Consider the following 24,170-nt stretch of genomic DNA (forward strand, 5'->3'; position numbering starts at 1 on the left):
CGATCGGATCACCGCCTGTGCAGCTCTTCAGCGCCAGCGCAGCAAGTACTCCTGTAACTGGTGGATCAGCCCCGACAACATGACGCCTATCAGTACCAGCACGCTCAGCGTCGCCATCATGGCGGCCGCGTCGCCCCGTCCCTGCGCCTCGATGATCAGGCGTCCCAGTCCCTGTTCGGAACCGATGAATTCGCCCACGATGACGCCGATCAGCGCAAATGACACGCTGGGCACCAGCGAGGCGAAGACCCATTCCAGCGTGGACGGAATGACAGTGCGGGTCATCACCTGCCAGTTCGTCGCGCCCAGCACGCGCGCCACATGGACCAGGTCGCGCTGCACCTGCCGCGCGCCGCCGAAGGTGTTAAAGAACACCACGAAGAAGACGATCAGCCAGGCCGTGAGGATCTTGGATGCATCGCCCAGGCCAAAAATGAGCACGATCAGCGGTACCAGCGCGATGCGCGGCACCGAGTTGAAGCCGACGATGTAAGGGTCGAAGACGCTGGCCCAGAAAGGTGAGCGGCCCAGCAGCAGGCCGACGGCAAATCCCGTGCTCACGCCCAGCGCAAAGCCCCAGAAGGTATTGCGCAGCGTGGCTGAAATGGCGGCCAGCAGATTATTGTCGGTAGCGCTGAAGCAGGCCGCCACCGCCCCGGAGCGCCCCGGCAGCAGGTGGCCTTCCTCGTCCGTCATGCACGCCATGTGGCTCAGCTTGTGCAACACGCCCGTGGGCGTGGAAATGAAGTAGGGATCGATGAAGCTGGGCACCAGCCACGGCAGCTTCGGCTGCAGGCTGAAGCCCCACTGCCACACTGTGAGCAGGATCAGCAGCACGGCAATGCGCCAGAACCAGACCGAATGCCAGGTATAGCGGCTCAGTGTCATGTCGCCTCTCCCTTGTTGAATTCCTCGCCCAGCGAATGCCAGATGCGTGCGAACAGGGCGCTGTATTCCGGCAATTCGCGCACCGACAGTGCGTCGCGTGGGCGTGGCAGCTTGACGTCGAAGATTTCCTTGATGCGGCCGGGCCGCGCCGACAGCACGACGATACGGTCCGACAGCGTAATGGCCTCGCCCAGATCATGCGTGATAAAAACCACCGTCTGCTGCTCGGCTTGCCAAAGTTCGAGCAGCAGCTTGTGCATCTCGAACTTGGTATGCGTATCGAGCGCGCCAAACGGCTCGTCCATGAGGAGGATGCTGGGGCGCATGATCAGCGTACGCATCAGGGACACGCGCTGGCGCATGCCGCCCGACAGCATCTTGGGAAAGGCCCGTTCAAATCCCTGCAGGCCGATGCGTTCGATGGCCTCGGTCACGCGCCTGCGCCGTTCTGGCTTGGGGATGCCGGCCAGCTCCAGGCCCAGGCCGATATTGTCGGCGACGTTGCGCCAGGGGTAGCAGTTGTCGCTCTGGAAGACATAGCCCAGCTCGCGCATCATGTCGCTCGACGACAGGCTGACACCGTCGACCAGCACGTCGCCTGCCGTCCGCTCTAGCACGCCCGACAGCATGTTCAGAATGGTGCTTTTGCCCGAGCCGGACGGGCCGATCAGCGAGACGAACTCCCCCTTGGCAATCGAGAGCGAGAGGTTGTCGACGACGCGCACGGGCCGCGCGTTGAGGGTGAAGTCGCGCGTCAGTCCGCGCAATTCCAGGCGCGGCTGCGTCGTTTCGGGCACCAGCCGCAACTGCGGTCCGGGCAGCGCTTCCTGCAGGGGTTGTAATGTGCTAGCCATATTTGCGCCTACTCAGGTGAAGGAAAGACAGGTCGGTGACGTCCGCGTAGCGGATCGGCTTGATGCCGGTGCCCGGACGGAACCAGATGGGCGCGCCGTTGGCAAAAGCGGCGGCATCGGTTTCACCGTCGTAGCTGGCCGTGCGCTTGAAGGCATCGAGTTCCATCACGGCCGTATCGGCGCGCGTTTCGCGCAGCTGCCTGGCGCCGACGTCCTGCCATATCTGCGCGCTGCTGCTGCGGCGTATCCAGTGCAGCGCCCGCACCATGCCATTGACATATGCCTGCACCAGTTGCGGATACCGGTCGATCGTCGATTGCAGTGCATAGGCACACGTTACCGGCAGGGGGCCGCCGAAATAGCGGTTCCAGCTGGCCTCGTCGGACACGTCAAAGATGGTCTTGCCAAAACCGCCGCGCTCAGCCTCGATCTGCCAGGCGGCCGGCGCGATGATGGCGTCGAACTGACCGCTGCGCAGGCCGCCGAGCATGGTCAGCGTGACGCCGCCGGACACCAGGTTCAGCTTGTTGGCGGCACCGATCTGCTCGAACAGGTAGCTGGCATACACATACTGGCCGCCTCCCAGGGTCGCCACGGCCACGATGGGACGCGCGCGGTCCGGCCGGCGGTAGTCGGCCAGCGCCTGCAAGGTGGTGATGCCTTTCTCGTACAGGTCGCTGCGCACCACCACGTTCGTATACGGACAGCGGCGGTCGATCGCCAGCAGTATCTTGGCCGGGCGGCCGCGGTTGGCCAGCTGGATAGGATGCGTGCTGTCGCCCAGGCCGAAGCTGACCTGGCCACCGGCGACTATGTCGCGCAGCTTGGTCCCGCCATCGGACGACATGAGGCGGAAATCGAGGCCCTCCTCGCGCATATACTGCTGGGTCAAGGCGACCATGTGCGGCAGGTAGTTCACGATGTAGGCGGGGTGCCCGGCCAGCACGGGGGCCAGCGGCGGCGCCGCGGCCGTGCGCGCCGGCCAGGCGGCGGCACCGCCGGCCATCAGACCCAGCCGGGCAAGCATAGTTCGTCGATTCATCATGCGAAAGTCCTTCTCTGAGATTTTTTTGAGGGGGATGGCGCCTACGCGGCCAGCAGCGCCATGGAACTTGTATCGAGCATGACCGTGACCGCCATGCCCGGCGCCAGGCCCGCTTGCGGCGCCGCATGCACCAGCCAGGGGCCGAACGCGGTGCGCAATTCGATCTCCAGCAAGCCACCCAGAAAGGTGACGCTGGTGATCTCGGCAGCCACGCCACCCGCCTGGCCCGCGCCCGCAAGACGCAGCGCCTGCGGACGCATGGCCAGTTGCACCGGCCCTGGCATCTGGCCGCAATGGGGCAGGCGCAGTTCCAGGCCGCCCATGCTGACTCTTCCCAGCGCACCTTCGATGGCCATCAGGCGACCCGGCGCAAGGTTGCAGTCGCCCAGGAAAGTGGCGACGAAAGCGTCGCGCGGCGCGCGGTAGATGCCCTGCGGCGTGCTGGCCTGCGCCACCTTGCCGCGATGCATGAGCACCACCTGGTCCGAAATGGCCAGCGCCTCGGCCTGGTCGTGGGTGACGTACACCACGGTCAGCTGCAAGCGCTGCTGCAATTCGCGGATTTCCTTGCGCAGCATGCGGCGCAGCTGCGTATCCAGATTCGACAGCGGTTCGTCAAACAGCAGCACCTCCGGCTCGAGCACCAGCGCGCGGGCGATGGCCACGCGCTGCTGCTGGCCGCCGGACAGCTCGGACGGCCAGCGCCGCGCATACGCATCGAGTCCCGTCAGCGCCAGGCCGGCCATGGCGCGCTCCTGTACCTCCGCCCTGGCACACCCCGCCAGGCGCAAGCCGTAGGCGACGTTGTCGAACACCGTCATGTGCGGGAACAGGGCGTAGCTCTGGAACACCATCGTGACGTTGCGCCCGGCAGCGCCGACATGCGTGACATCGCGGCCACCGATGAGAATCCGGCCTGCCGAGGCGAGTTCCAGCCCCGCCAGCATGCGCAGCATCGTGGTCTTGCCGCAGCCCGATGGCCCCAGCAAGGTCGTCAGCGATCCGGCCTCGATCGTCAGTGACACGTCATCCACGGCGGTGACCGTACCGTAGCGTTTCGAGACGCCCTGCAATTGAATCTGTGCTGCTGCCATCGTGCTGCTCCTCAGGAAACATGAATAGGGATACCGCCGGCGCCGGATGCCGGCCCCGCGCGGCGCCGCCCGACCAGGCGCTGCACCAGGGCCACGACCACCAGGCTGAGCCCGATCAGCAGCGTGCTGTAGGCAACCGCCAGCCCGTAATCGCCATTGATGACGCGATTGATGATGAACGTGGTCGCCAGCTCGTGGCCGGCCGAGACCAGGAAAATGACGGCCGTGATGGTGGTCATGGCGCGCACGAAGCCATAGATCAGGCTGCCGCTGAGCGCCTGGCGCAGCAAGGGCAGCTCGATGCGCAGCAGGGTCTGCAAATTGCTGGCGCCAAGGGTCAGCGACGCCTCGCCCAGGCTGCGTTCAACCTGCGCCAGTGCCGCCACCGTGGTCTGCACCAGCACGGGCAGGTTGCGGCATAGCAGGCAGATGACGATGATGGCCGCGCCGCCCGTCAGTTCCAGGGGCGGGCCGTTAAAGCTCAGCACATACGCCACGCCGATCACCGTGCCCGGCACCGCCAGTGGCAGGAAACTGAATGCCTCGAACAGGCGCTTGCCGGAAAACTGCTGGCGGCTGATGACCCAGCCGGCCAGCAGGCCCAGCACCGCACCCAGCGGCGCCACCAGCAACGCCATGCCCAGCGTGCCGAGCAAGCTTTCCCAGGCCACGCCCGTCAGGGGATCGGCCGCGCCAGGGGTCACGCCAAACGCATTCAGGTAATGCACCATGCTGGGCCGGTAGTCGCGCCCCCAGTTGACGACAAAACCGCCCACCAGCACCAGCATGAAGACCAGCAGCGTCAGCGCGCTCCACAGGACGGCAGCGCTCCCGCAGGCCCGTTGCAGGCTCACCGGCAATGGCGCATGGCGCGTGGCGGCGCCCTTGCCGCCGATGGTGGCGTAGGAAGCCTTGCCCAGCACGCGCCGCTGCAGCCACAGCGCCACCAGCGTCAATCCCAGGAGCAATGCCGACAGGCTGGCCGCGCGGCCGACATCCTGCTGCGCGCCAACGATGGCAAAAAAGATATCGGTGGCCAACACTTCAGTATTGCCGCCAAGCAGGATGGGATTACCGAAATCGGTCAGCGATTCGACGAAGCAAATCAGGAAGGCGCTGGTCAGGCCCGGCTTGGCCAGCGGCAAGGTAATGCTGAAGAAGCGCTGGTACGGCCCCGCTCGCAAGGTCTGCGCCGCCTCGTCGAGCGCCGGCGAAATACCCTCGACCACGCCACGCAGGACCAGGCAGGCAACCGGCGTGAACGTAAACAACTGCGCCAGCAAGATGCCCTGTACGCCGTAGATCCAGCGCCCGGGCACGATGCCGAACCAGCTTTCCAGCAGGGTATTGAACAGGCCGGAACGGCCAAACAGCAGGATGAACGCCAGGCCGACCACGAAAGGCGGGGCGATCAGCGGCAGTACCGACAGCCATTGCACCACGCGCGTCAGCGGTCCGCGCACGCGGGCCATCTGCAGCGCCAGCGCGAAGCCGACAAGCGTACACAGCAGTGCAGACATGGTGGCGATGAACAGTGTGGTCCAGACCGTACCGCAGCGTCCCGCGCCGGTCAGGCAGGCGCCGCTCCACAGGTAGCCACTGTATAGCAGTCGCAGCGGCGCGGTCCAGGCATGCCCGCCATGGCCATCATCGAATGCATGCGAGAGCATGGCAGCGGTCGGCACCAGCGTGAACACCCCTACCAGCAGGCTGATCGACAATACCGTGCCGGCCACGAAGGCGTCGCCGCCGAAGTAGCCGCGCTGGCTCAGGCCCAGCGCCAGGCAGGACAGCAGACTGGCCGCGCACGCCAGCTGGCCAGGCCCGATGCTGGCACCGCTGGCGGAAAAAGCGCACAGGCCAAGCCACAACAAGCCGGCAGCCCCCGCCAACCGCAGTACCACGGCGGGCGGACGACGGCGCCACACGGCCCAGCCCAGCAGCAATGGCAGCAGCAGCGGCGGCAGCGCGCCGCCATCGCGCGACTGCAGCAGCAGCACCGCGCCGGCCATGCTGGCCGGCTCGCCCAGCAGCAAGGCCGGGGGCAGCAGCCAGCGTCCATCGGACTGCGCATGCCAGGGCAGCAGACAGGCACCGAGCAGACCGAGCAGGACCCAGTACCAGCAGGACGCAATGCGGTGCCGGCCGGCGCCGCCAGCCGCGGCGCTCGCCGCGTTCCCATCAGAAACAGCCATGGCGCGATATCCTGTCATTGGGCACTGGCAACATCTTTATTCCAGCGTCCCAGCAGCAAGGCATGCTGTTCGCGGGAGCCGAATTTGGCGTAGTCGTAGTCGAGGAACTTCGCCTTGGCCAGGTCCGGCATCCCGGGTGGCAGCTTGATGTCACGATTCGCTGGCAGTGGATACTGTTTGAGCGAATATGGCAGGGCCTGCGCCTCGGCCCCCAGGGCCCAGTCATAGAACAGCCTGGCATTTGCCAGGTTGCGCGCATTGCGCAGGATCGCCATGGACCCCGCCTCGGCGCCCGTGCCCTCGCAGGGCAGCGTATAGGCGACAGGAAAGCCGTTTTCGCGTTCCGTCATGACGCCATGCAACATCGCCACGCCGATGCTGGCCTCGCCGCGCGCGACAGCCTTCAGCGGTCCGGCACCGCTGCGCGCATAGCTGGTGACCGAAGGATGGAGCTGTTGCAGGTAGCGAAAGGCGCCGTCTTCGCCGAACAGCTGGGCCATCGTGGCCAGCATCATGTAGGCCGTGCCGGACGAGGCGGGATTGGAGAGTTCGATTTCGCCCTTGTAGATGGGATCGACCAGGTTGCGCCAGCACTGCGGCGGCGCGAGCTTTTTCTTCTTCAGCAATTCGGTGTTATACGCCAGCACCATCACGGCGCGGTACACGCCGACGCTGCGGTAGGCCGACTGCTCCGCCTGGATCAGGGACCAGGCGGCCAGCTGCGCGAGCTGCGGCGAGCGGTAGGTTTCCAGCAAGCCGTCCTGCGCCGCCTGCAGGAAGGAATCGCCGGAGCCGCCCCACCACAGGTCGCCCTTCGGATTACCGGCCTCGCCCTTAATCTGCGCATACAGCTCGCCGGTGGGCTTTTGCACCACGCTCACCTTGACGCCGTGGCGCGCGCCGAAACCATTCGCCAGCGCCTGGCACATCGCCGCGTCAGGATAGGCGCAATACAGGTTCAGTTGCCCGGCCGCCTGCGCGACCGCCGGCAGCGCCCACGCCATGCATGCCGCCAGCGCCACTGCCGCCGCGCCCAGTGCGCGGCGCAGGCGCGCCGCCCGGCTTACTGCCAAGTTTGGAAATATCATTGCAATTGCCTCGCTAAGATAGGTGAATGGAAATGCATGCGCAACGCGGCGGGTCACACCAGCAGGCGCTCGACGACGCGGTGATGGATCAGGTGTTCATCGATGATCTCGTCAATGTCGCTGGCATCGAGATAGGTGTACCAGGTCGCTTCCGGATAGATCACCAGCACCGGGCCCAGCTCGCAGCGGTCCAGGCAACCGGCCTGGTTGATGCGCACCTGCTCCTGGCCCAGCATGCCCAGCGCGGCCAGACGCTCCTTGGCATGCTGGCGCAATTGATCGGCACCGTGGTTGGCGCAGCAATCGCGCCCGCCGTCGCGCTGGTTGCAGCAAAAAAAGACGTGGTGGCGGAAATGGCTCATGTCGCCTCCTGCGCCAGCGCGTCGGCCACGCACGCTTCGTCCTGCTCCCAGCCTGGCTCGTACACCCATGGCCGGTGCGTCCGGTCGGCGGCGGCGAAACGGGCGATGGCACCCGCATGCGCCAGCGTTTCGGCGATTTCATCGGTCCCGCGCAGAAGACGCGCCGCATCGTCCGGCTCAATGTCGAAGGTCAGCGAAAATTGCGCGCAATTGATGCGCTGATGGTGCAGGTCTATGCTCAGGCGCAAGCCGCCGCCTGCCAGCTGTGCCGCCTCTGCCAGGCGCGTATAGCCGTCCTTGCTGACACGCGCCGGCAAGATGCCGTTGCGCACGCAGTTGCGCTGGAATATTTCGCCAAACCCGGGCGCCACGATGGCGCGGATGCCGAAGTCGGCCAGGGCCCAAGCCGCATGCTCGCGCGAGCTGCCGCAGCCGAAATTATCTGCGGCGATCAGGAACGAGGCATGGCGGTGCCGTGGCTGGTTCAGCACGAAAGCAGGGTCAGGCACGCGCCCCTCCAGGTAGCGCCAGCGGGCGAACAGGCCCTGGCCCAGGCCGCGCCGGGAAGTGGTCACCAGTTCGGTTTGCGGAATGATGATGTCGGTGTCGATATTCGGCACCGCCAGCAAGGCGGCATGTCCGGATTCGATCAGAAAGCTGCGGTTCATCGATGCTCCTTTTCTCAGAAATTGATGCGGCTGCCGATGCCCAGCAACGCGCTCTTGTCGGCCAGGCCGGCGTAATCGCGGCTGGACTTTCCCAGACGCACATACATGTCCTGACGGCGGCTCAGTTCATAAATCATGTCCATCTCGGCCGTGACGACGGCCAGCCCGGAAAAGTGGTAGCTGCGCACGACGCCACGCGCCACCAGCTGCGGCGTAAAACGCTTGGAAAAACGCGTGAACGTGTCGTAGCGGCCAAAATCCTCGTTGCCATGCAGGGGAAACACCTGCACGAACAATTCCGCCTGATGGCGCTTGAACCAGGCATTCCACGGCGCGATGCGGTGCAGCGTCAGCTGCGCGCCCAGGCGCGCGTCAGCCAGGTGGCCAAGCGCACCACCGGCGGGCGCGCCCAGTTTCAGGTAGTCGAGGCGCGCCACCCAGCCCAGCAGCTGAGGCGCCTCCCGCAGCGGTACCGGCCCTCCGACGAAGACTTGCAGCCGCGCCGTTTCCAGCGCATGCCGGCCCAGCTTGTAGTTGTAGTCGAACGCTTCGAGCAGGAACAGCTGCGACGGCCAGGCGACGAAATGCGATTGCGAGGCGCGCACGACACCGCCGTCCAGGTAGGCCAGCTGCACCCGTCCCACGGATGGCGGCGCGGCCTCGGCGGCAGTGGCCTCGGGCGCGTTGCCGCCCAGCGCCAGCAGCAGCACGGCCCAGGCGGCCACACGGCCAAGTGGCCCCAGCTGGCGCGGATCCGTGACCTTGCCCGTCAGTGCCGAAGCGGCGGCAACCGCCGGGCTCACCAGGTGCGTGCGTGCGCCGGCGCCCTGGCGGCCGATGAAATTGCGGTTGGAAGTCGACAGGCAGCGCTGCCCGGCGCCGACGAATTCCTGATTCACGCTGGCGCACATCGAGCAGCCGGGCTGGCCCCAGCGAAAACCGGCCGCGCTTAGAATCGCATCGAGTCCCTCGCGCTCGGCGGCACGGCGCACCTGCTGAGAGCCGGGCACCACAAAGGCGCGCACGCCGGGTGCCACCTGGCGCCCCCTGGCCAGCTCGGCCACCACGCGCAAGTCCGACAGGCGGCCATTCGTGCAGGAGCCGATGAACACCACATCGACCGGACGCGCCAGCAGGCGTTCGCCTGCCTGCAAGCCCATGTAGTCGAAGGCCACGCCGGCGCGCGCCGAATCGTCGGCGCCGATGGCCGCGCCGATGTCGATCACCTGATCCGGATTGGTGCCCCAGGTAATCTGCGGCTGCAGGTCTGACACGTCGAGCAGCAGTTCGCGCTCGAAATGCGCCCCGGCATCGCTGGAAAGCGCCGACCATTGCGCCAGCGCCGCCGCCAGGGCGGCATCGCCGGCTGGCCGGCCCAGTGCCGTGCGCACATACTCGAAGGTGATGCCGTCCGGTGCGATCAAGCCGATGCGCGCGCCCATCTCGATGGCCATATTGCACAGGGTGAAGCGGCCATCCATCGGCAATTGCCGTACGAAAGCGCCGGCAAATTCGATCGCGTGGCCGGTGGCGCCGCTGACCGTCAGCAGCTGGCACAGCTTGAGAATCACATCCTTCGCATACACCCCCGGCGCCAGCGCACCTTCAAGCACCACGCGCAGATTGGCAGGCTTTTTCTGCACCAGGCTCTGTGTCGCCATCACGTGCTCGACTTCACTCGTGCCGATCCCAAAGGCGACGCAGCCGAGCGCGCCCAAGGTACAGGTATGCGAATCACCGCACACGGCCGTCATGCCGGGCAGGACCAGCCCCTGTTCCGGCGCCATCACATGCACGATGCCCTGGCGCGCATGGTCGACGGGGAAATGGCGCACGCCGAAGTGGCGCGTATTGATCCGGGCATGCTCAAGCAGCTGCCGGCCCTGCGCAAAGCTGGCGCCGCTGCGCTCCGGCGCCGTCGAGACCACGTGGTCCTCGGTCGACACGGTCAGCTGGGGAAACGGCATGCCGCGCTGCTGCTCCAGCAGGCCGCTGAAGGCCTGCGGGCTGGTCACCTCGTGCAGCAGGTGGCGGTCGATGAACAGCAGGTCGTTGCCATCGTCGAAATGGGTGATCACATGGCGTGCCCAGATCTTGTCGAACAAAGTCAGGCTCATATGCGTTCTTCCTTGGTGAGGTGGGCGGCGCTGAAGGCCGGCGCCAGGTGATGGCGGGCGCGCCGGCCAGCCCACAGGGTCGCCAGGCAAAGCACGGCCACGGCCGCCCAGCCCAGTACCGGCCGGTACGCATACAGCGCGGGCAGCAAAAAGGCCGGTGGCAGGGACAGCAGCTCGGTGGCAAAGGCCATCGATCCCATGACCCTGGCGCGCTCGGGATGGTCCTCGACGGCGGTGCTGAACAAGGCCATGGCTGGCGGCAGCATGAGCGCGAAAGCCACCGTTTCAAGCACGAAGAGCGCGGCAAAGCCGAGCGGCGCTTGCACCAGGCCCATCAGCAGAAGCGCAGCGCCCATGAACCACAGGCCGCCGTCGATTAGCGCGGTCTGGCCGATGCGCTGGCTGACGTGGCCGGCCAGCGGCATCAACAGCGTGGTCAGTACGGCAGAGGCCGCGAAAAACATGCCGACCCGCGACGCTTCCATCCCCAGCGCCCCCGTCACATGCAAGGGCAGCAGGATCATCAGCGAGAAAAACAGCACGCGCCGCAGGCTTTGCGGGCTGTACAGGGCCAGCAGCATGCCCAGCGCCGGACGTGGTCCGGCATGGCCAGCACGTGCCGCCACCGGCGCCAGCGCCACGCCGGCCAGCAGCATGGCAAGCAGCCCGACCAGTGCACCGGCGACGAAGATCGCCTGCAAGCCTAGCCAGTGCGCGATGGCGGCGCCGGCCAGCGGCCCAAGCAGAAAACCCAGGCCGAAGGCCGAACCGAAGCGGCCCATCAGCCGCACCCGCTGCTGTGAATCGACGCCCCGCACATAGCCTATCGCCAGGTCGTTCAGGGCGATCGCCAGCACGCCCTCGACCAGGCCCTCGATGAAGCGCAGCATGCCGAACTGCGCCAGCGAGCCAGCTCCCAGATAGGCGGCGAACACCAGCGCGTACAGCAGAAAGGCGGCCATCACCGCACGCCGATGCCCCCAGCGCATGATCGCCGCCGGACTGAAGGCGCGCGAGCACAGCCGCCCCAGCACCAGCGTGGCGTACGGCACGCTGAGGGCGGCGACGCTGACGTCGTACTGCTTGAAGTAGATGGGCAACACCGGCATGACGATGCCCATGCCGATGTTGGCCAGTACCGTCAGCAGCAGCAGCGCGGGAAAGCGCCATGCCTCCTTGTGCAGGTTCATGCGGCGCGTTCCCCGCGCTCGGCCACGCGCTGCGCCAGCACCTGCTGGTAGCGCGCGGTATCCGTCACCAGGTCGGGGAAGTACGGCTTCACCTTGTCGAGTCCAACCCAGCCGGCCCGCACCAGGTAGGGGCGGTCGAACGTGAGGTCGATGATGGTGTTGACGCGGTCCCCGCTGCCGGCCAGTTCCGCGGCCGTCGGCCCGGCATCGATGATCAGGTCGACCAGATGGCCGATGTCCTCGATGGCCTTGGCCAGGGGCACGAAGATATTGCCCTGCCCGGACAGATTGGCCGAGGTGGCCGCGATGGGCCCGTCGAGCCCCTGCGTCAGCATGCGGAAGATCGGATGCGTGGTGCAGCTGATGGCCACACTGTGCAAGCCACAGGTAAGCTGGTCCGGAAACGGATACTTCTGCTTGAAGACGAATGAAATCTCCCCCGGCAGCAAGTCGTCGAGCACGGCGTGGTTGAACCACTCGGGCAATTCGACATAGCGGCCCGCCACGCCAGGATGCGGCAGGCTCACCGGCAGCGGGCCGAACTTGACACGCTGCTTGACGGCGAAGATACGACTGACGGCAGCGGCGTTGGTGGCGTCGCAGATCAGGTTATAGTTGGTCGTCGTTGGCGAAATCACCAGCCCGCCGCGCTTGAGCACTTCGATGGCGCGCGGCAGGAAGTCTTCGTCCGACTTGACGATGGGAGCGATCATGGGAGTCTCCAGTGGCAGGCTTAGCGGACCGCGCTGCGGTTGAGCAGCGAGGCGTAGTAGTCGTGCAGCTGCAGCCAGGCATCGCAGATGCGCTCGGTCACAGCCAGCGCGCGCTGGTCAAAACCGGCTACCTGCGGCGCATACTTGCGCACCAGCCGCACGCCTTCCTCGGCATGGTCGTCATCGGCATCGCTGTGCACGGTGAACCATTCGAGCTCGGCTTCGCTGTAGCCATACGCTTCGCGCAGCGTGGCCAGCATCTTGCCCACGCTCTCGCCCGACTGCGACTCAATGGCGTAGATCGCCAGCAGGCCGACGGCGAAGTGCTCGTCGCGCATGATGCCGAGCAGCGTGTCGACGTAGCGTCGCACGGGTTCGGCCTGCGTGGCCGGTCCGAACTGGTCGGCGCCGACGCCGGAAGCCTCGGCAAAGCGGCGCATCAGGTTGTAATGGCTGTCGCTGCCGCAATTAATGCCCGTTTCCTCGGCCACCAGCTGTTCGATCATGAAATGGCGCACATCCTCGAACTGGGTCTTCGAATGAATAATGCTGAAGATCAAGTTCTGCGTGTAGACCTGGTGGTATTTCTGCAGCGCCCAGGCGGCCAGCGCCGCCCTGTCCGGCAAGCCGCGCTGCACGCTGCCGACGAACTGGTGGCGGCTATAGCGTTTTTCATGCACGATCTGATTGCATTGCGCGATGACATCTTCGACCGGCAGCGGGGGGCGCACCCCACTGTGGCCGGCGTTTGCGTGCAAGTCCATATCAATCCTTGAGGCCATAGAAGGCGGCGGCGTTGTCGTGCAATACCTGGCGCTTTTGCAGCAAGTTCAGGCCCACGTGGTCACGCATGAAATCGAATGACTGGCTCAGGCTCGCTTCGCCGTAATGCGTGTGGGGGAAGTCGAAGGCGCCGAGCACGCGGTCGTCGCCGACGAGCTTCATAAATTCCGGCATGTAGTCGTAATCGCCTTCGAAGCCGAAATACACGGCATGTTCGCGCAGCACCGCCTCGGGCGACTTCTTGCCGGGCCATGGCTTGCATGCGGCCGTCGGCCACCAGTGCATCGCCCGCTCCAGAAACAGGCTGAAAAAGCGGGCATCGTGTTCGACGAACGACACTTTCAGGCGCGGGAAGCGGTCATAGATGCCGCCCGTAAAGATACTGATATACGCCCACCAGACAGACAGGTCGAAGGCGCCGAGGAAAATGCTGGACGGCGTCGTGCACTCGAAGGTCTGACGCGGATTAGGCCAGCCGATATGCACGCAGACCGGCATGTTCATGTTTTGCGCTTCGCTCCAGAACGGGTCGAACAGCGGATCGTGCAGCATGCGTTCGCCGGCAGTCGGCAAGATCATCACCGCCGTGGCGCCCTTCTCCTTGGCATGGCGCATTTCCTGCACCGCCAGCTCGGGCGAGCGGATCGGCACCAGGGCGGCGAATTCGATCATGTCCGGCGCCTTCGAGCGCATTTCCGCCATCCAGTCATTCCAGGCACGCATCAGCGCCGCCTCGTAGACCAGGTCGTCGGTCAGGGTTTCCAGGAACAGCGTGGAAAACAGCACGGTGCGGTCCAGGCCCTGGTCGCGCATCAGCTGCGCGCGCGCCACCGGGTCGGTGCAAGCCTGGATCGGCACGGGCACCGGCTTGCGCTTGGCAAAGTCCATCTCGGCCGGTGTGCTCATGACGACGCCGCCATTGCCCTGGTTCTTCGGCACCAGGCGCCCGTCGATATACCAGGTCTTGTTGCGGCTCGGGCGCAGCGACACATGGGGATTGTCGATCACATGCGGGCGCCGGTGCGCAAACTCCTCCGGCAGGTAGAGCTCCCAGCTGTCACCCACTTCCTGCACGTGGGAGTCGGAATCGAATTGCTTGAAATCGAAGGGTGAGGTGTATTTCTTCCATTGCTGCTGCGCTGGCGCGGCGGCGGGAAGCGGATGTGGACTGTTCAGTATCGTGCTCATGTAAGGCTCCAAACGGTTGAGGGGGATTTAAGACTGTGCTTGCAGGGCCAGGAAACCAGGTTCGATAGCTTCCCAGTTCACGCCGCGCCGCTTGAGCGACCAGTTGGTGAAGTTGACGATGGTGGTGGCGTTGCGCTCCGGATTGGCGTACTTGGAACGGCCATGGTCGATGGCGAAATCGGCCGCCTCGCGCAATGTGGCGGGAATGTCCTCGAACTGGTAGATATTGCCTTGCGACGAGGGATTGGCCGACGATCCCACCACCAGCAAGCCGGCCGTGCGCAGGCGGGCAATGACGTCTTCAAGGAAAGGCCCGACGTTGAGGAACACGGCAATGGTGCCGTTGGTCACGGTCTGGCCGTAGACCCACGCCGACAGCTTGCCCAGCAGCTTGCTGTGCGGATTGACGGGCAACACCACCGCCAGCGTCGTCTCGGCGGCGGTGGCGGCGATCCAGTCGCCGATGGCGTCGTTGGGTACCAGGGCGACTTCGCGCAGGATGTCGAGGTTGCCGATGACGATGCAGGGATTGCTGTGGACCCTGCCCTTGGCGTCGTACATCTTGCGGATGGCGCGCTCCGAGTGGCCCAGCAGGCCGTAGCCGATGTCGCCCTTGAGCAAGACCAGACTGCCGGCGGCAAAGGCATCGCAGCTGGCCCGCACGTCGTGTTCGGTGTGGGCCGTGCCGCTGTCTTCATATTGCATGGAATGTGCATTCATGGTGTGGAGGATTTCGCTAGGAGGCTGCCGGCTTACAGCACGGCCAGCGGGGATTCGGCATCGCTGCGCTCGCCACCACGGGTGGCCGGGCGGGTGGACACTTCGGACAGCAGCCGGTATTTCTCCACCAGCAGCTGGGCGTCGTTGTAGCTGGCCACGTCGTCTTCGCTCATGATGGCCGTGTACACCGCGTCAAGCACCGCCGAACTGACCTGTTTGACACCGGCGCGCATCAGGCGCTGGCGCAGGATATTGCGGCCGCTGTGGCGGCCGATCACGGTCTTCGACTCGGCACCGAAGTTCTCCGCGCGCATGAATTCATAAGTGAAACGGTACTTCATCACACCTTGCTGGTGCATGCCGGCCTCGGTGGCGAAGGCGTTGCGGCCGATGATGGGCTTGTGCAGCGGCACGCTCAACTGCAGGTAGTCGGCCACCAGCAGGCAGCTGTCGAGCAGGCGGTGGGTGACGATATCGTGGGTACAGTGCAACTGGTCGCTCTTGTAGGTCAGCGCGGCGACCAGTTCTTCCATGCTGGCATTGCCGGCGCGTTCGCCGATGCCGCACATGGTCGTTTGCACCTCGTCGGCACCCGCTTCGATGCCGGCCAGGGAGTTGGCGACGGCCAGGCCCAGATCATTGTGGCAATGCGATGAAATGCGCAGGTCCGGACCGACAAATTCGCGCAGCTGGCGCACCAGCGCATAGTATTCCGCCGGCAGGCAGCAGCCGACGGTGTCGGGCACGGCGATGGCCGTGATGCCGTGCGCAATGCCTTCGCTGATCAGCTGCTTCATGAAGGCCATGTCGCCGCGGGTGGCGTCTTCCAGCGCCAGCGAGATGTCGCGGAAGCCGACGGCCTTCGCATGTTCGATGGCATCGATCGCTTCACGGATGATCTGCTCGCGGGTAACGCCGCGCTTGTACTTGATATGGATATCCGAGCCGACCGAGGCCAGTTCGATCTGCGGATGGCTGGCATCGCTCATCGACTTGGCGCAGGCATCGATGTCTTCCTTGACGGCCCGCGCAAAGCCGCACGGCGTGGCGCGCGACAGGATCCGGCAGATCTCGCGGGTCGCCTCGAAATCGACCGGTGACGAGGCCGGGAAGCCCGTCTCGATGGTGTTGACGCCCAGGTGCTCGCTCGCTTCGGCGATCTTGATCTTCTGGTCGATCGCCAGGGCGTAGCCCGGGGCCTGTTCGCCGTCGCGCAGCGTGGTGTCGAAAATGTTCACATGCCTTAATAGATTCATGTCCATCGTCTGTCCTATGAAAAAACACTAAGGGTGGCGCTGCCACTCGGGTGCGGCGCCCTGGCTGTCGGCCACGGCACACCAGCGAGCTTGCAAGACCGTTCTGCGGGAAGCGCGACGCCTGGATTTGACCTGGCACAAACGTTTCCTTGCGATAAAGACTACCGGAATCATGCAAGCGCGAAACCTGTCCGCCTCCTCACCTGTGGGCGCCCGCAGCTGTTGAGAGGAACAGCTAGTGTCGGCGTCTGCCGCTTGCTAAGGTGGCATGGCTGACTGAGGTCAACAGCGCAGCGCGGGCGGCAGGAAGCGCTTTCGCACGAGGCCGGCGAGACCGGTAATTCTTAACAAGGGAGCGATATGGAGTTGCACATAGGATTGGAAAACATCGCGATTGCCAACAGCGCAATCAGCTATGCGAACGGCGAAAAGGGTGAATTGATCTACCGCGGCTACTGGGCCGGCGAACTGGCACTGGATAAATCGTATGAAGAAGTGCTGCACCTGATACTGTTCGGTGCCCTGCCGGATGCCGCCGAGCTGGCACAGCTGCGCGCCAGGCTTGAAGCGCTGCGCGTGCTCGACAGTGCGACGACGGCGATGATCGCGGCCCTGCCGACGCAGGCCAGCGACATGGCCGCCCTGCGCGCCGTGCTGTCCTGCCAGTCCATTGCCGGCGCCGACTGGCCGCCGACTCTGGACCAGGCGCTGGCCATCTTTGCCATCGCGCCGACGGTGATCGCGCATCGCTACCGGCTGAGCCAGAAGCTGGCACCGGTGGCCCCGCGCGCCGGCCTGTCGCACATTGAAAACTATTTGTACATGCTGAGCGGCAAAGTACCGGATCCGGACTTCGCGCGCGCGCTGTCCGCCTATCTGATCCTGTGCATCGACCACGACACCAACGCGTCGACGTTCGCGGCACGGGTGGTGGCCTCGACCCAGGCCGATATCGTCTCGGCGGTCTGCGCCGCGATCGGTGCGCTGATTGGCCCGCTACATGGCGGCGCGCCGTCCAAGGTCGACGACCTGCTCGACGAGATCGGCAGCGCGGACCAGGCGCAGCGGGTCATCAGCGGCAAGCTGGAAAGAGGCGAACGTCTGATGGGTTTCGGACACCGCGTCTACAAGACCTGGGATCCGCGCGCGGCGGTGCTGAAGAAAGTGGCCACCAGCCTGCACGGCAAGGATCCCCTGCTCGACCTGAGCCTGGCCGTGGAAAAGACCGCCGTGGCGCTGCTGGAACAGCACAAGCCGGGACGCAACCTGTACCCGAACGTGGAGTTCTGGGCCGCCGCCGTGCTGCGCGCCGTCGGCGTGCCGAAGACCCTGTACACGCCGACCTTTTGCTGTACCCGCATCGCCGGCTGGTGCGCGCATGTGCTGGAACAGGCGCAGGACAACCGCCTGATCCGTCCCAAAGCCGTCTACATTGGGGGACGTCCGGCCGCACCGGCGCAGCTGGACTGAGGCCGCCAGGGCGACATGGCGGTGCGGCGCACCGCCATGTGCGGCCTTAACGGCTATAGCTGGTGCGTAAGACAGCCGTGCCAAGACGATTGGCGCCAAGCATGAAACCGATCATGGCCGGCGAGGCATCGCCGGGCACACCCAGCTTGTCCGTCTTTAAGGCATGCAGTGTGAAAATGTACTGGTGCGGCTTGTCGCCTGGTGGCGGGCAGGCGCCGCCGAAATCATTGCTGCCGAAATCGTTGCGTGCCTGCTTGCTGCCGTCGGCCAGGCTCGCCTGCTTGCCGATGCCAGCCGGCAAGCCTGTCGCGCCAGCCGGAATGTCGTAGATGACCCAGTGCCACCAGCCGCTGCCTGTCGGCGCATCGGGATCAAAAACGGTGACGGCAAAGCTCTTGGTGCCTGCGGGCGCGTCGGCCCAGGACAGTTCCGGCGAGCGGTTGCCGCCGCTGCAGCCGAAACCGGCGTAGACCTGGGCATTGCCGAGTGGTGCGCCGGCCTGCAAGTCCCGGCTTTTCAGCTCGAATGCCTGCGTGCCCGAACACACACCTGCGGAGAACAACATCATGAATAGCAGCTTGCGCATCTTACCTCCGGTTATGTTGAACAACGCAGGAAGTGTAGGCCAGGCCAGCAGGCCGAAACGCTCAATATGCATCGCCAATCGCTCAGGCGCCTGCCACGGCGGAAGGGTCGACGCCGAAGCGCCTGGCGAAGGCGCGCGAGAAGCTGGGTACGGAACGATAACCGCAGGCGCCCGCCACGGCCTTGACGGGGCGGCGCGTGGTCTGCAGCAGCGCCAGCCCCGCATGCAGGCGCACATCGAGCAGCAGCGCGCGGAACGAGGTGCCTTCCTCGCGCAAGTGGCGCCGCAAGGTGGCGCTGCTCATCTGCAGCTGCTGCTCCACGTGGGCCGACTTCCAGTCCTGCGCGGGAGCCGCGGCGAGCATCAGGCGCACGCGCGCGGCAGTGGACGGATCGTGGGCCATGAGAAAAGCCCTGTGGCCCAGGCGCGCCAGCGCCACCAGCAGCCCCAGCGCCAGGTAATCGGTCATCAGCGGGTCCTGCGCATCCGCTTCCAGATAGGCCCGCAGGGGCATCACGATGGCTTCGAGCGCGCCGACCGAAATGCTGGCGGCGTGCGCGGGCTCGCTACCGGCGCCGGCGTGCGGACCAAGCAGGCTGCGCGCCAGTTCCACCACATGCCAGGGAAACGCCAATGCCAGGGCGCGGTAGGGGCCATCGCGATCCGGCGTGTTTTCCACGTCAAATTGCAAGGCGCGGTGGACCAGCAGGAAATCGCCGGCGCCGCAGTCGAGCTGCACATCGCCGCAGCGCAGGCCTTTTCTGCCTTGCAGCGGCACCAGCAGCAGCGGCATGTCGCACGCCACGGCCTGCAGGCGGTAGGCATGCGCCGCCACGATGGTGACCGTAGTACTGGCAGCGCCGTCAAAACGTGCCGCCAGCGGATCGAGGGGCTGCGATAACAGCCAGGACAGATCGGAATGCACGTGTCTCCCTGATGAAATATACGGGCGATTTCCCCGGTGGGAATGCACACCATCGGAAATGTGCCGCCATTGCATGCATTGCAATTTACACGAAATATCACAATAAGGAAATATTATCCTTATATACACCACCACAGCCACTGCGCAAATTGGTATTAGCCGATGCCGCCCATTATATTGCCAGCCCCGCAGGGAAAGATATTCGCGTAAAGCCGCATGCGCCACTCTGGAGGAAGCTGAAATAAATACAGTGATTTATTTAATAACGCAAATTCCGATACAAAATATTGAATTTTCAAAAGAACAACATCTAAAATTTGATAAATTACAGCAAGATAAATCAGAAGCTCAGCAACACCACGCTTTTGAACAATATCGCTGCATATCAAATGCAGCAAAGGGATGCCAAGATAGTTAATAATTAAATATTATATTTATTGAGAAAGAGTTTCTATATGCTTCAGCCTCTGAGTAAATTTGAAAATTTGCTGCAATGCAAAAGCTTTGCCGATTTACACAAGAAAACCTCGGGTATCGTGCAGGAACTGGGATTTGAGCATTTTCTGTTTGGCTTGCGCATGGAAATAGTCGGACAGCCAACGGAAGACTTCGTGCTGAGCGGCTACCCCGAACGGTGGTGGGAAGCCTACCAGGAGCATGATTTCGACCGTATCGATCCCATCGTCTCGCACTGTAAAACCAGCCACCGCCCGTTGCTGTGGGAACGCGAACAGTATTCGAATGCGTATGCGGCAGCCATGTTTGAAGAAGCCGCCATGTTTGGCATCCGCAGCGGCGTCAGCGTGCCTTTACACGGCAGCGTGCGCCGCGAATTCGGTCTGCTCAGCCTGGCTTCGGGCGATGCCTGCATCGATGGCTACACGGAACAGATCCTGGGACAAAGCCAGCTGCTGGCCAGCTTCCTGTACGAAGCCGTACAAAAAATCGCCGCAAAACAGCTCAACGTCCTCTCTCCCACCCTCACGCCGCGCGAGCATGAATGCATACGCTGGGCAGCAGCCGGCAAATCGACGTGGGAAATCTCATGCATTCTGAAGACGTCGGAACGCACCATCTACTTCCACATCTGCAATGTCATGACCAAATTGAATGTCGTCAATCGGCAACAGGCGATCGCCAAAGGCATGGCGCTGGGACTGATCTGAGCCATCGCTCACGGGCCGGCATGGCGCAGCGCGCCGGCAACGTGATCCCCCTTGCCACGCGGCGAGCGCAACGGCGGATCCACTGGTAACAAGAGCTCCCCTACACTTTAACTTCAAGGCGCATATGAATTTTCAAGTACATCTCCAGCCCGGCGGCCAGCAGTTTCATTGCGAAGCAGAGGAAACCATTCTGGCGGCGGCACTGCGTGCGGGGGTCGGCCTGCCTTACAGCTGCAGAAATGGCAGCTGCGGCGCCTGCGCGGCAACCATCGCGGGCGGAACCGTAGCGTACCCGGGCGCGGCGCCGCGCGCGCTCACGCCGGAGCAGGCGGCGCGCGGCGTCTGCCTGCCCTGCTGCGCCATTGCCTGCACGGATGTGCTGCTTGAAGCCAGCGAGGCGGCCGGCAATGGCGACTTTCCTGTACGCAAAATGCCTTGCCGCGTCAGTGCGATGCAAAAGCTCGCGCCGGACGTCATGCAGCTCACGCTGCAGCTGGCGGCCAGCCTGCAATACCGCGCGGGCCAGTACGTCGATTTCATGTTGCGCGACGGGACGCGGCGCAGTTACAGCGTGGCCAATGCGCCCGACCAGACAGGCGCACTGAGCCTGCATATCCGTCACATCTCCGGCGGCCGGTTCAGCGAACAGGTGTTTCGCGCGATGCAGGAACGCGACATCCTGCGCTTTGAAGGTCCGCATGGCAGCTTTTTCCTGCGCCAGGATTCGGAGAAACCGATGCTGCTGCTGGCGACGGGCACCGGCTTTGCCCCGCTCAAGGCCATGGTCGAACAGCTGATCGCGCTCGAATTGCCACGTCCGATGGTGCTGTACTGGGGTGGACGACGGCCGCATGACCTGTATATGGATGGCCTGTGCCGCGAATGGGCTGCGCGGTTGCCGCATTTCCGCTATGTGCCGGTGCTCTCCGCGCCTCTCGCCGAGGATGGCTGGCAGGGCCGCGTCGGCCATGCGGACCGTGCCGCGATCGCCGACTTTCCCGACCTGTCCGCTCACCAGGTGTATGCCTGCGGCGCGCCCGCCATGGTGGAAAGCGCGCGCCGCGATTGCGTGCGGCTGTGCCAGCTGCCGGAAGACGAGTTCTATGCCGACATCTTTGTTTCGCCGCAAGAAAAGCAACAGGCCACTCCGGCGAGTGGCCTGCGTCCTTGAATCCCATGCGCGCGGCGAGAAGATTCGCACCTTCTTCTCGATGCACCCCATCAAGGCATTCAATGCTTGCCACGACATTCATGCATTTTCTTCCGTGCTCCTCACTTCTGATAGCGAGTGTTTGACCTCAACCTTGGGATGGTCAAGAGACAAGGGAAAAGCGCAAGGCCCGGGCCGCCTTGCAGACGCAGGCTTGGCCCGGGGTGCTGCTCGCGCACAGCAAGGACATGGCCTGCTGGCGCGTTGTGTCGCTCAACGCGCTGCGGGAAGCGCTCTGGCGCCGCCACAGTCGTCACCTGCCTGCGCGCAGACCTCCCAGCCGCCGCCCAGCGCCTTGTAGATGCTGACAACGGCAAGCCGCTGGTTGGTGCGGGCCACCGCCAGCGCACGCCGGCTGGCAAAGTCGGCCCGTTCCGCTTCGAGCACATCCAGGTAGAGGCCTGCGCCTGCCGAAAACTGCAGCCTGGCAAGACGCGCAGCCTCGCGGTTTGCCACCGACTCCAGCAGCCGCAAACCACGCTGCACGTTACCACTCTTGCCGACAATTCCCCGGCGCCGGCCACGCCCCACCCGACCCTGCAAAAATGTGTCGTGCCTGTGGCGCCGACCTGCTTTCTGCTGCATGCCAACCCTGGCACCAGCATCGGCGAACTGTCCGCCTATATCCGCGAAATTGCCAAGACATACCACGCCTACGGCGCGGCTAATCTCACCTTCATCATCAGCGACCTGCATGCGCTGCAGCTTGGCGGCTTCTTCCTGCCAGATAGCCAGCGCGGCCTGATCGATGGCCTGCCCATCGAGCTGCACTACCTGTTCGCCAGCGAATCGGGCGTCGTGCAATGCACCAGCTCGTCGCGCACGCTGACGTACTGGGCCAAGTATTTGAGCAAGGAAGGGGCACGCTGATGCTGCGCCTGGCCAAGACCTGCGGCATCTGGCTGCTGTCGCTCCTGATCGTCATCGCCCCTGCCTTGCTGCGGGCCATCGGCGCCATCAAGGACTGAGCGATGCCGGCGTCCCTTATCGACAATCACCTGTCGTTCGTGCCAGCGGCGGCCATCCTCGCCGCCCGTGACAGGGACGTGCCGACGCCCCCAGGGGCGCCCGAGGCGCTGGCCGCCATCGCAACGGCGAAAGCCAGCCTGGCCGAACGAGCCAGCTTGCGCGCCATCGAGCAGCGGCGTGCCAGCGAAGCGCGCTTTATCGCCCAGGCCTGGGGATTGTCGTCACGTGGTGCCCGCCGCTCCGTGCTGATTGCCGCCGGCCTGGACGCCGACCGCTGGGAATCGCCCATCCATTCATTTACCGAGGAAGAGCGCATCGAGCTGCGCGCCGCCACCTCTGCCGCTATCGATCTGACACACTACCGGCGCGCGGCAGAGCAGCTGCGCGTCTTGAAGGAAATGGGCGTACCTGCTACCAGACTGCACGACAACACAGTGCGCGTCCTGCGCATGCATCTGATCCATCCCGCCAGCCTGCCGGCGGCCCCCGCCCCTGTAAGGAAGTCTGCCAGAAAATGAATCGTCACCGAAAAACTAATCGTGGACTGCCACGCCGGGTCTACCTGAAGAACGGCGCTTATCGCTACCTGGCCGCCGCGCCCATGCGCAACCCGGCCAATGGCAAAATGCAGAGCTGGATTCACCTTGCCTATGAGGCCGAGGGGGAGAGCAAGATGCTGGCGGCCCTGTCCACGCTGATGGGCAGTCCGCAACTTGTCGAAGGCTCGATGCCCCATGCCTGCGTGGAATTCAAAGAGAATAAGCTGGGCAATTATGGAAAGGACACGCAAGACGCCTACCGGCGTTACCTGGACGTGATCGCCGACGAGTTCGAAGAATTCCACGCATCCCAGGTGACAACCAAGGACTGCGCTGGCTTCTTGCGCGACAACTTCAAGAACACACCGAACACGGCGAAGAAATACGCTGCATTGATGAGCCGATTGTTCAAGTTCATCATCGGCGAGCTGGGCTTGCGCCAGGACAACCCTATCGATCAACTCGACATGTCCAGCTACAAGACCGGACGACGCGAGGTGCTGGCCACGCATGCGCAAGTGCAGGCGATACGCGAAGCCGGCATGATGAGCAAGGAACGCAAGGGCACAGGCTTGAGCATCCCGACGGCCAGCGGCCCAATGTTCGCCTGCATCATCGATATGTCCTACCTGCTGTGGGCGCGAGGCATCGATATCCGCATGCTGAAAGAATCTCAGATCGAAGATGGGCGGATCAGGATCAAGCCAAGCAAGACACAAAAAACCAGCGGCAAGGCCGTCGACATTATCGTGACGCCTGAGATTGCCGAAGTGATCTCGCGCGCCCGTGGACTGAAAATCAAGTATGGGCTGATCAGCCAATTCGTGTTTCCGACGCAAAAGGGCGGCGCGTACACCCGCTCCGGACTTAGTTCGATGTGGGATCGCGCAAAGGAGCGCATTGGCATGAAGGATGACGTCGTATTCCGCGATATCCGGGCCTTGGCGGCCACCGACGCGGCACGGCGCGGGGAGAACCGCAGCGACATTCAAAAGCGCCTGGTGCACACGTCAGGAAAGACCACGGATATCTACATCAAGGAAGTGATCGCAGATGTTTCCGAGATTCCTATGGCATTACCCTGGCTTGAGTAAAATTAGACTTTCCCAACTGACAGCCACCCTCTATTAGCACTGGATGGCTG

At 64.2% G+C, this 24,170-nt stretch carries 25 protein-coding genes; 6 read left to right on the plus strand and 19 right to left on the minus strand.

What is annotated here, in order from left to right; all coding sequences use genetic code 11:
* Positions 1–27: 27 nt before the first annotated feature.
* From ACQ4WR_RS15405 to ACQ4WR_RS15475, 15 genes are read right to left on the minus strand one after another with little or no spacing between them, the layout of a single operon-like run.
* Positions 28–888, minus strand: a complete 861-nt coding sequence (locus tag ACQ4WR_RS15405) for an ABC transporter permease (protein ID WP_436488249.1) — start codon at positions 886–888, stop codon at positions 28–30.
* Entirely contained in the window at positions 885–1,742 is an 858-nt protein-coding gene (locus ACQ4WR_RS15410; RefSeq protein WP_436488251.1) for an ABC transporter ATP-binding protein, read from the minus strand. Before ACQ4WR_RS15410 ends, ACQ4WR_RS15405 begins: the two co-directional genes overlap by 4 nt.
* Positions 1,735–2,787 carry an ABC transporter substrate-binding protein gene (locus tag ACQ4WR_RS15415; protein ID WP_436488253.1) on the minus strand — a complete coding sequence of 351 codons (1,053 nt, stop codon included), beginning with the start codon at positions 2,785–2,787 and terminating at the stop codon, positions 1,735–1,737. The genes ACQ4WR_RS15410 and ACQ4WR_RS15415 overlap by 8 nt, the downstream gene beginning before the upstream one ends.
* Positions 2,788–2,828: 41 nt before the next feature.
* On the minus strand, positions 2,829–3,881 hold the full coding sequence (locus ACQ4WR_RS15420) for an ABC transporter ATP-binding protein (protein WP_436488255.1): 1,053 nt from the start codon (positions 3,879–3,881) through the stop codon (positions 2,829–2,831).
* A gap of 11 nt (positions 3,882–3,892) precedes the next feature.
* Positions 3,893–6,076 (minus strand): ABC transporter permease, encoded by a 2,184-nt coding sequence (locus ACQ4WR_RS15425; RefSeq protein WP_436488256.1) that lies wholly within the window; start codon positions 6,074–6,076, stop codon positions 3,893–3,895.
* Positions 6,077–6,090: 14 nt separating this feature from the next.
* Positions 6,091–7,164, minus strand: a complete 1,074-nt coding sequence (locus tag ACQ4WR_RS15430) for an ABC transporter substrate-binding protein (RefSeq protein WP_436488258.1) — start codon at positions 7,162–7,164, stop codon at positions 6,091–6,093.
* Between the two features lie 53 nt (positions 7,165–7,217).
* Complete coding sequence (locus tag ACQ4WR_RS15435) at positions 7,218–7,526, minus strand: (2Fe-2S) ferredoxin domain-containing protein (RefSeq protein ID WP_070260607.1); 309 nt, start codon at positions 7,524–7,526, stop codon at positions 7,218–7,220.
* On the minus strand, positions 7,523–8,194 hold the full coding sequence (gene leuD, locus ACQ4WR_RS15440) for a 3-isopropylmalate dehydratase small subunit (RefSeq protein ID WP_436488260.1): 672 nt from the start codon (positions 8,192–8,194) through the stop codon (positions 7,523–7,525). The genes ACQ4WR_RS15435 and leuD overlap by 4 nt, the downstream gene beginning before the upstream one ends.
* Before the next feature lie 14 nt (positions 8,195–8,208).
* On the minus strand, positions 8,209–10,311 hold the full coding sequence (leuC, locus tag ACQ4WR_RS15445; RefSeq protein WP_436488262.1) for a 3-isopropylmalate dehydratase large subunit: 2,103 nt from the start codon (positions 10,309–10,311) through the stop codon (positions 8,209–8,211).
* Positions 10,308–11,501 carry an MFS transporter gene (locus ACQ4WR_RS15450; RefSeq protein WP_436488263.1) on the minus strand — a complete coding sequence of 398 codons (1,194 nt, stop codon included), beginning with the start codon at positions 11,499–11,501 and terminating at the stop codon, positions 10,308–10,310. Before ACQ4WR_RS15450 ends, leuC begins: the two co-directional genes overlap by 4 nt.
* On the minus strand, positions 11,498–12,214 hold the full coding sequence (locus ACQ4WR_RS15455; protein ID WP_436488265.1) for an L-threonylcarbamoyladenylate synthase: 717 nt from the start codon (positions 12,212–12,214) through the stop codon (positions 11,498–11,500). The genes ACQ4WR_RS15450 and ACQ4WR_RS15455 overlap by 4 nt, the downstream gene beginning before the upstream one ends.
* Positions 12,215–12,234: 20 nt before the next feature.
* Positions 12,235–12,978, minus strand: coding sequence for an iron-containing redox enzyme family protein (locus ACQ4WR_RS15460; RefSeq protein ID WP_436488267.1), 744 nt, complete (start codon positions 12,976–12,978; stop codon positions 12,235–12,237).
* Between the two features lies 1 nt (position 12,979).
* Positions 12,980–14,185, minus strand: coding sequence for an amidohydrolase family protein (locus ACQ4WR_RS15465; protein ID WP_436488269.1), 1,206 nt, complete (start codon positions 14,183–14,185; stop codon positions 12,980–12,982).
* Positions 14,186–14,212: 27 nt separating this feature from the next.
* Positions 14,213–14,890: a Sua5/YciO/YrdC/YwlC family protein gene (locus ACQ4WR_RS15470; RefSeq protein WP_436488270.1), complete on the minus strand. Its 678-nt coding sequence runs from the start codon at positions 14,888–14,890 to the stop codon at positions 14,213–14,215.
* Between the two features lie 47 nt (positions 14,891–14,937).
* Entirely contained in the window at positions 14,938–16,161 is a 1,224-nt protein-coding gene (locus tag ACQ4WR_RS15475; RefSeq protein ID WP_436488272.1) for a hydroxymethylglutaryl-CoA lyase-like TIM-barrel protein, read from the minus strand.
* Between the two features lie 360 nt (positions 16,162–16,521).
* On the opposite strand from ACQ4WR_RS15475, the gene ACQ4WR_RS15480 reads away from it, so the two are divergent.
* Complete coding sequence (locus tag ACQ4WR_RS15480) at positions 16,522–17,631, plus strand: citrate/2-methylcitrate synthase (protein ID WP_436488274.1); 1,110 nt, start codon at positions 16,522–16,524, stop codon at positions 17,629–17,631.
* A gap of 46 nt (positions 17,632–17,677) precedes the next feature.
* On the opposite strand, the gene ACQ4WR_RS15485 is transcribed toward ACQ4WR_RS15480, so the two are convergent.
* The 3 genes from ACQ4WR_RS15485 to ACQ4WR_RS15495 all read right to left on the minus strand — a co-directional run bounded on the left by ACQ4WR_RS15485 (position 17,678) and on the right by ACQ4WR_RS15495 (position 19,540).
* On the minus strand, positions 17,678–18,217 hold the full coding sequence (locus ACQ4WR_RS15485; protein WP_436488276.1) for a YbhB/YbcL family Raf kinase inhibitor-like protein: 540 nt from the start codon (positions 18,215–18,217) through the stop codon (positions 17,678–17,680).
* 82 nt (positions 18,218–18,299) lie between these two features.
* Positions 18,300–19,142, minus strand: coding sequence for a helix-turn-helix transcriptional regulator (locus tag ACQ4WR_RS15490; RefSeq protein WP_436488278.1), 843 nt, complete (start codon positions 19,140–19,142; stop codon positions 18,300–18,302).
* 155 nt (positions 19,143–19,297) lie between these two features.
* Positions 19,298–19,540, minus strand: coding sequence for a hypothetical protein (locus ACQ4WR_RS15495; protein WP_436488280.1), 243 nt, complete (start codon positions 19,538–19,540; stop codon positions 19,298–19,300).
* Between the two features lie 57 nt (positions 19,541–19,597).
* Here ACQ4WR_RS15495 and ACQ4WR_RS15500 point away from each other — a divergent pair, with 57 nt between their 5' ends.
* Positions 19,598–20,308, plus strand: a complete 711-nt coding sequence (locus ACQ4WR_RS15500; protein WP_436488282.1) for a LuxR family transcriptional regulator — start codon at positions 19,598–19,600, stop codon at positions 20,306–20,308.
* 124 nt (positions 20,309–20,432) lie between these two features.
* Complete coding sequence (locus ACQ4WR_RS15505; RefSeq protein ID WP_436488284.1) at positions 20,433–21,479, plus strand: CDP-6-deoxy-delta-3,4-glucoseen reductase; 1,047 nt, start codon at positions 20,433–20,435, stop codon at positions 21,477–21,479.
* Between the two features lie 252 nt (positions 21,480–21,731).
* On the opposite strand, the gene ACQ4WR_RS15510 is transcribed toward ACQ4WR_RS15505, so the two are convergent.
* On the minus strand, positions 21,732–22,004 hold the full coding sequence (locus ACQ4WR_RS15510; RefSeq protein ID WP_436488286.1) for a TolC family protein: 273 nt from the start codon (positions 22,002–22,004) through the stop codon (positions 21,732–21,734).
* A gap of 66 nt (positions 22,005–22,070) precedes the next feature.
* On the opposite strand from ACQ4WR_RS15510, the gene ACQ4WR_RS15515 reads away from it, so the two are divergent.
* The 3 genes from ACQ4WR_RS15515 to ACQ4WR_RS15525 all read left to right on the plus strand — a co-directional run bounded on the left by ACQ4WR_RS15515 (position 22,071) and on the right by ACQ4WR_RS15525 (position 24,120).
* Entirely contained in the window at positions 22,071–22,388 is a 318-nt protein-coding gene (locus ACQ4WR_RS15515; protein ID WP_436488287.1) for a hypothetical protein, read from the plus strand.
* 101 nt (positions 22,389–22,489) lie between these two features.
* Positions 22,490–23,005, plus strand: a complete 516-nt coding sequence (locus ACQ4WR_RS15520; protein WP_436488289.1) for a DUF4224 domain-containing protein — start codon at positions 22,490–22,492, stop codon at positions 23,003–23,005.
* Complete coding sequence (locus ACQ4WR_RS15525) at positions 23,002–24,120, plus strand: tyrosine-type recombinase/integrase (RefSeq protein WP_436488290.1); 1,119 nt, start codon at positions 23,002–23,004, stop codon at positions 24,118–24,120. Before ACQ4WR_RS15520 ends, ACQ4WR_RS15525 begins: the two co-directional genes overlap by 4 nt.
* The last annotated feature ends 50 nt before the right edge of the window (positions 24,121–24,170 follow it).

Origin of the sequence: Janthinobacterium amylolyticum, assembly GCF_051380655.1 — a bacterium.
GTDB lineage: Bacteria > Pseudomonadota > Gammaproteobacteria > Burkholderiales > Burkholderiaceae_D > Janthinobacterium.

Excerpts from the sequence above, each read along its gene's own strand:
- ACQ4WR_RS15405 (WP_436488249.1), bottom strand. The coding sequence starts at position 888 with ATGACACTGAGCCGCTATACCTGGCATTCGGTCTGGTTCTGGCGCATT.
- ACQ4WR_RS15410 (WP_436488251.1), bottom strand. The coding sequence starts at position 1,742 with ATGGCTAGCACATTACAACCCCTGCAGGAAGCGCTGCCCGGACCGCAG.
- ACQ4WR_RS15415 (WP_436488253.1), bottom strand. The coding sequence starts at position 2,787 with ATGATGAATCGACGAACTATGCTTGCCCGGCTGGGTCTGATGGCCGGC.
- ACQ4WR_RS15420 (WP_436488255.1), bottom strand. The coding sequence starts at position 3,881 with ATGGCAGCAGCACAGATTCAATTGCAGGGCGTCTCGAAACGCTACGGT.
- ACQ4WR_RS15425 (WP_436488256.1), bottom strand. The coding sequence starts at position 6,076 with ATGGCTGTTTCTGATGGGAACGCGGCGAGCGCCGCGGCTGGCGGCGCC.
- ACQ4WR_RS15430 (WP_436488258.1), bottom strand. The coding sequence starts at position 7,164 with ATGATATTTCCAAACTTGGCAGTAAGCCGGGCGGCGCGCCTGCGCCGC.
- ACQ4WR_RS15435 (WP_070260607.1), bottom strand. The coding sequence starts at position 7,526 with ATGAGCCATTTCCGCCACCACGTCTTTTTTTGCTGCAACCAGCGCGAC.
- leuD (WP_436488260.1), bottom strand. The coding sequence starts at position 8,194 with ATGAACCGCAGCTTTCTGATCGAATCCGGACATGCCGCCTTGCTGGCG.
- leuC (WP_436488262.1), bottom strand. The coding sequence starts at position 10,311 with ATGAGCCTGACTTTGTTCGACAAGATCTGGGCACGCCATGTGATCACC.
- ACQ4WR_RS15450 (WP_436488263.1), bottom strand. The coding sequence starts at position 11,501 with ATGAACCTGCACAAGGAGGCATGGCGCTTTCCCGCGCTGCTGCTGCTG.
- ACQ4WR_RS15455 (WP_436488265.1), bottom strand. The coding sequence starts at position 12,214 with ATGATCGCTCCCATCGTCAAGTCGGACGAAGACTTCCTGCCGCGCGCC.
- ACQ4WR_RS15460 (WP_436488267.1), bottom strand. The coding sequence starts at position 12,978 with ATGGACTTGCACGCAAACGCCGGCCACAGTGGGGTGCGCCCCCCGCTG.
- ACQ4WR_RS15465 (WP_436488269.1), bottom strand. The coding sequence starts at position 14,185 with ATGAGCACGATACTGAACAGTCCACATCCGCTTCCCGCCGCCGCGCCA.
- ACQ4WR_RS15470 (WP_436488270.1), bottom strand. The coding sequence starts at position 14,890 with ATGCAATATGAAGACAGCGGCACGGCCCACACCGAACACGACGTGCGG.
- ACQ4WR_RS15475 (WP_436488272.1), bottom strand. The coding sequence starts at position 16,161 with ATGAATCTATTAAGGCATGTGAACATTTTCGACACCACGCTGCGCGAC.
- ACQ4WR_RS15480 (WP_436488274.1), top strand. The coding sequence starts at position 16,522 with ATGGAGTTGCACATAGGATTGGAAAACATCGCGATTGCCAACAGCGCA.
- ACQ4WR_RS15485 (WP_436488276.1), bottom strand. The coding sequence starts at position 18,217 with ATGCGCAAGCTGCTATTCATGATGTTGTTCTCCGCAGGTGTGTGTTCG.
- ACQ4WR_RS15500 (WP_436488282.1), top strand. The coding sequence starts at position 19,598 with ATGCTTCAGCCTCTGAGTAAATTTGAAAATTTGCTGCAATGCAAAAGC.
- ACQ4WR_RS15505 (WP_436488284.1), top strand. The coding sequence starts at position 20,433 with ATGAATTTTCAAGTACATCTCCAGCCCGGCGGCCAGCAGTTTCATTGC.
- ACQ4WR_RS15520 (WP_436488289.1), top strand. The coding sequence starts at position 22,490 with ATGCCGGCGTCCCTTATCGACAATCACCTGTCGTTCGTGCCAGCGGCG.
- ACQ4WR_RS15525 (WP_436488290.1), top strand. The coding sequence starts at position 23,002 with ATGAATCGTCACCGAAAAACTAATCGTGGACTGCCACGCCGGGTCTAC.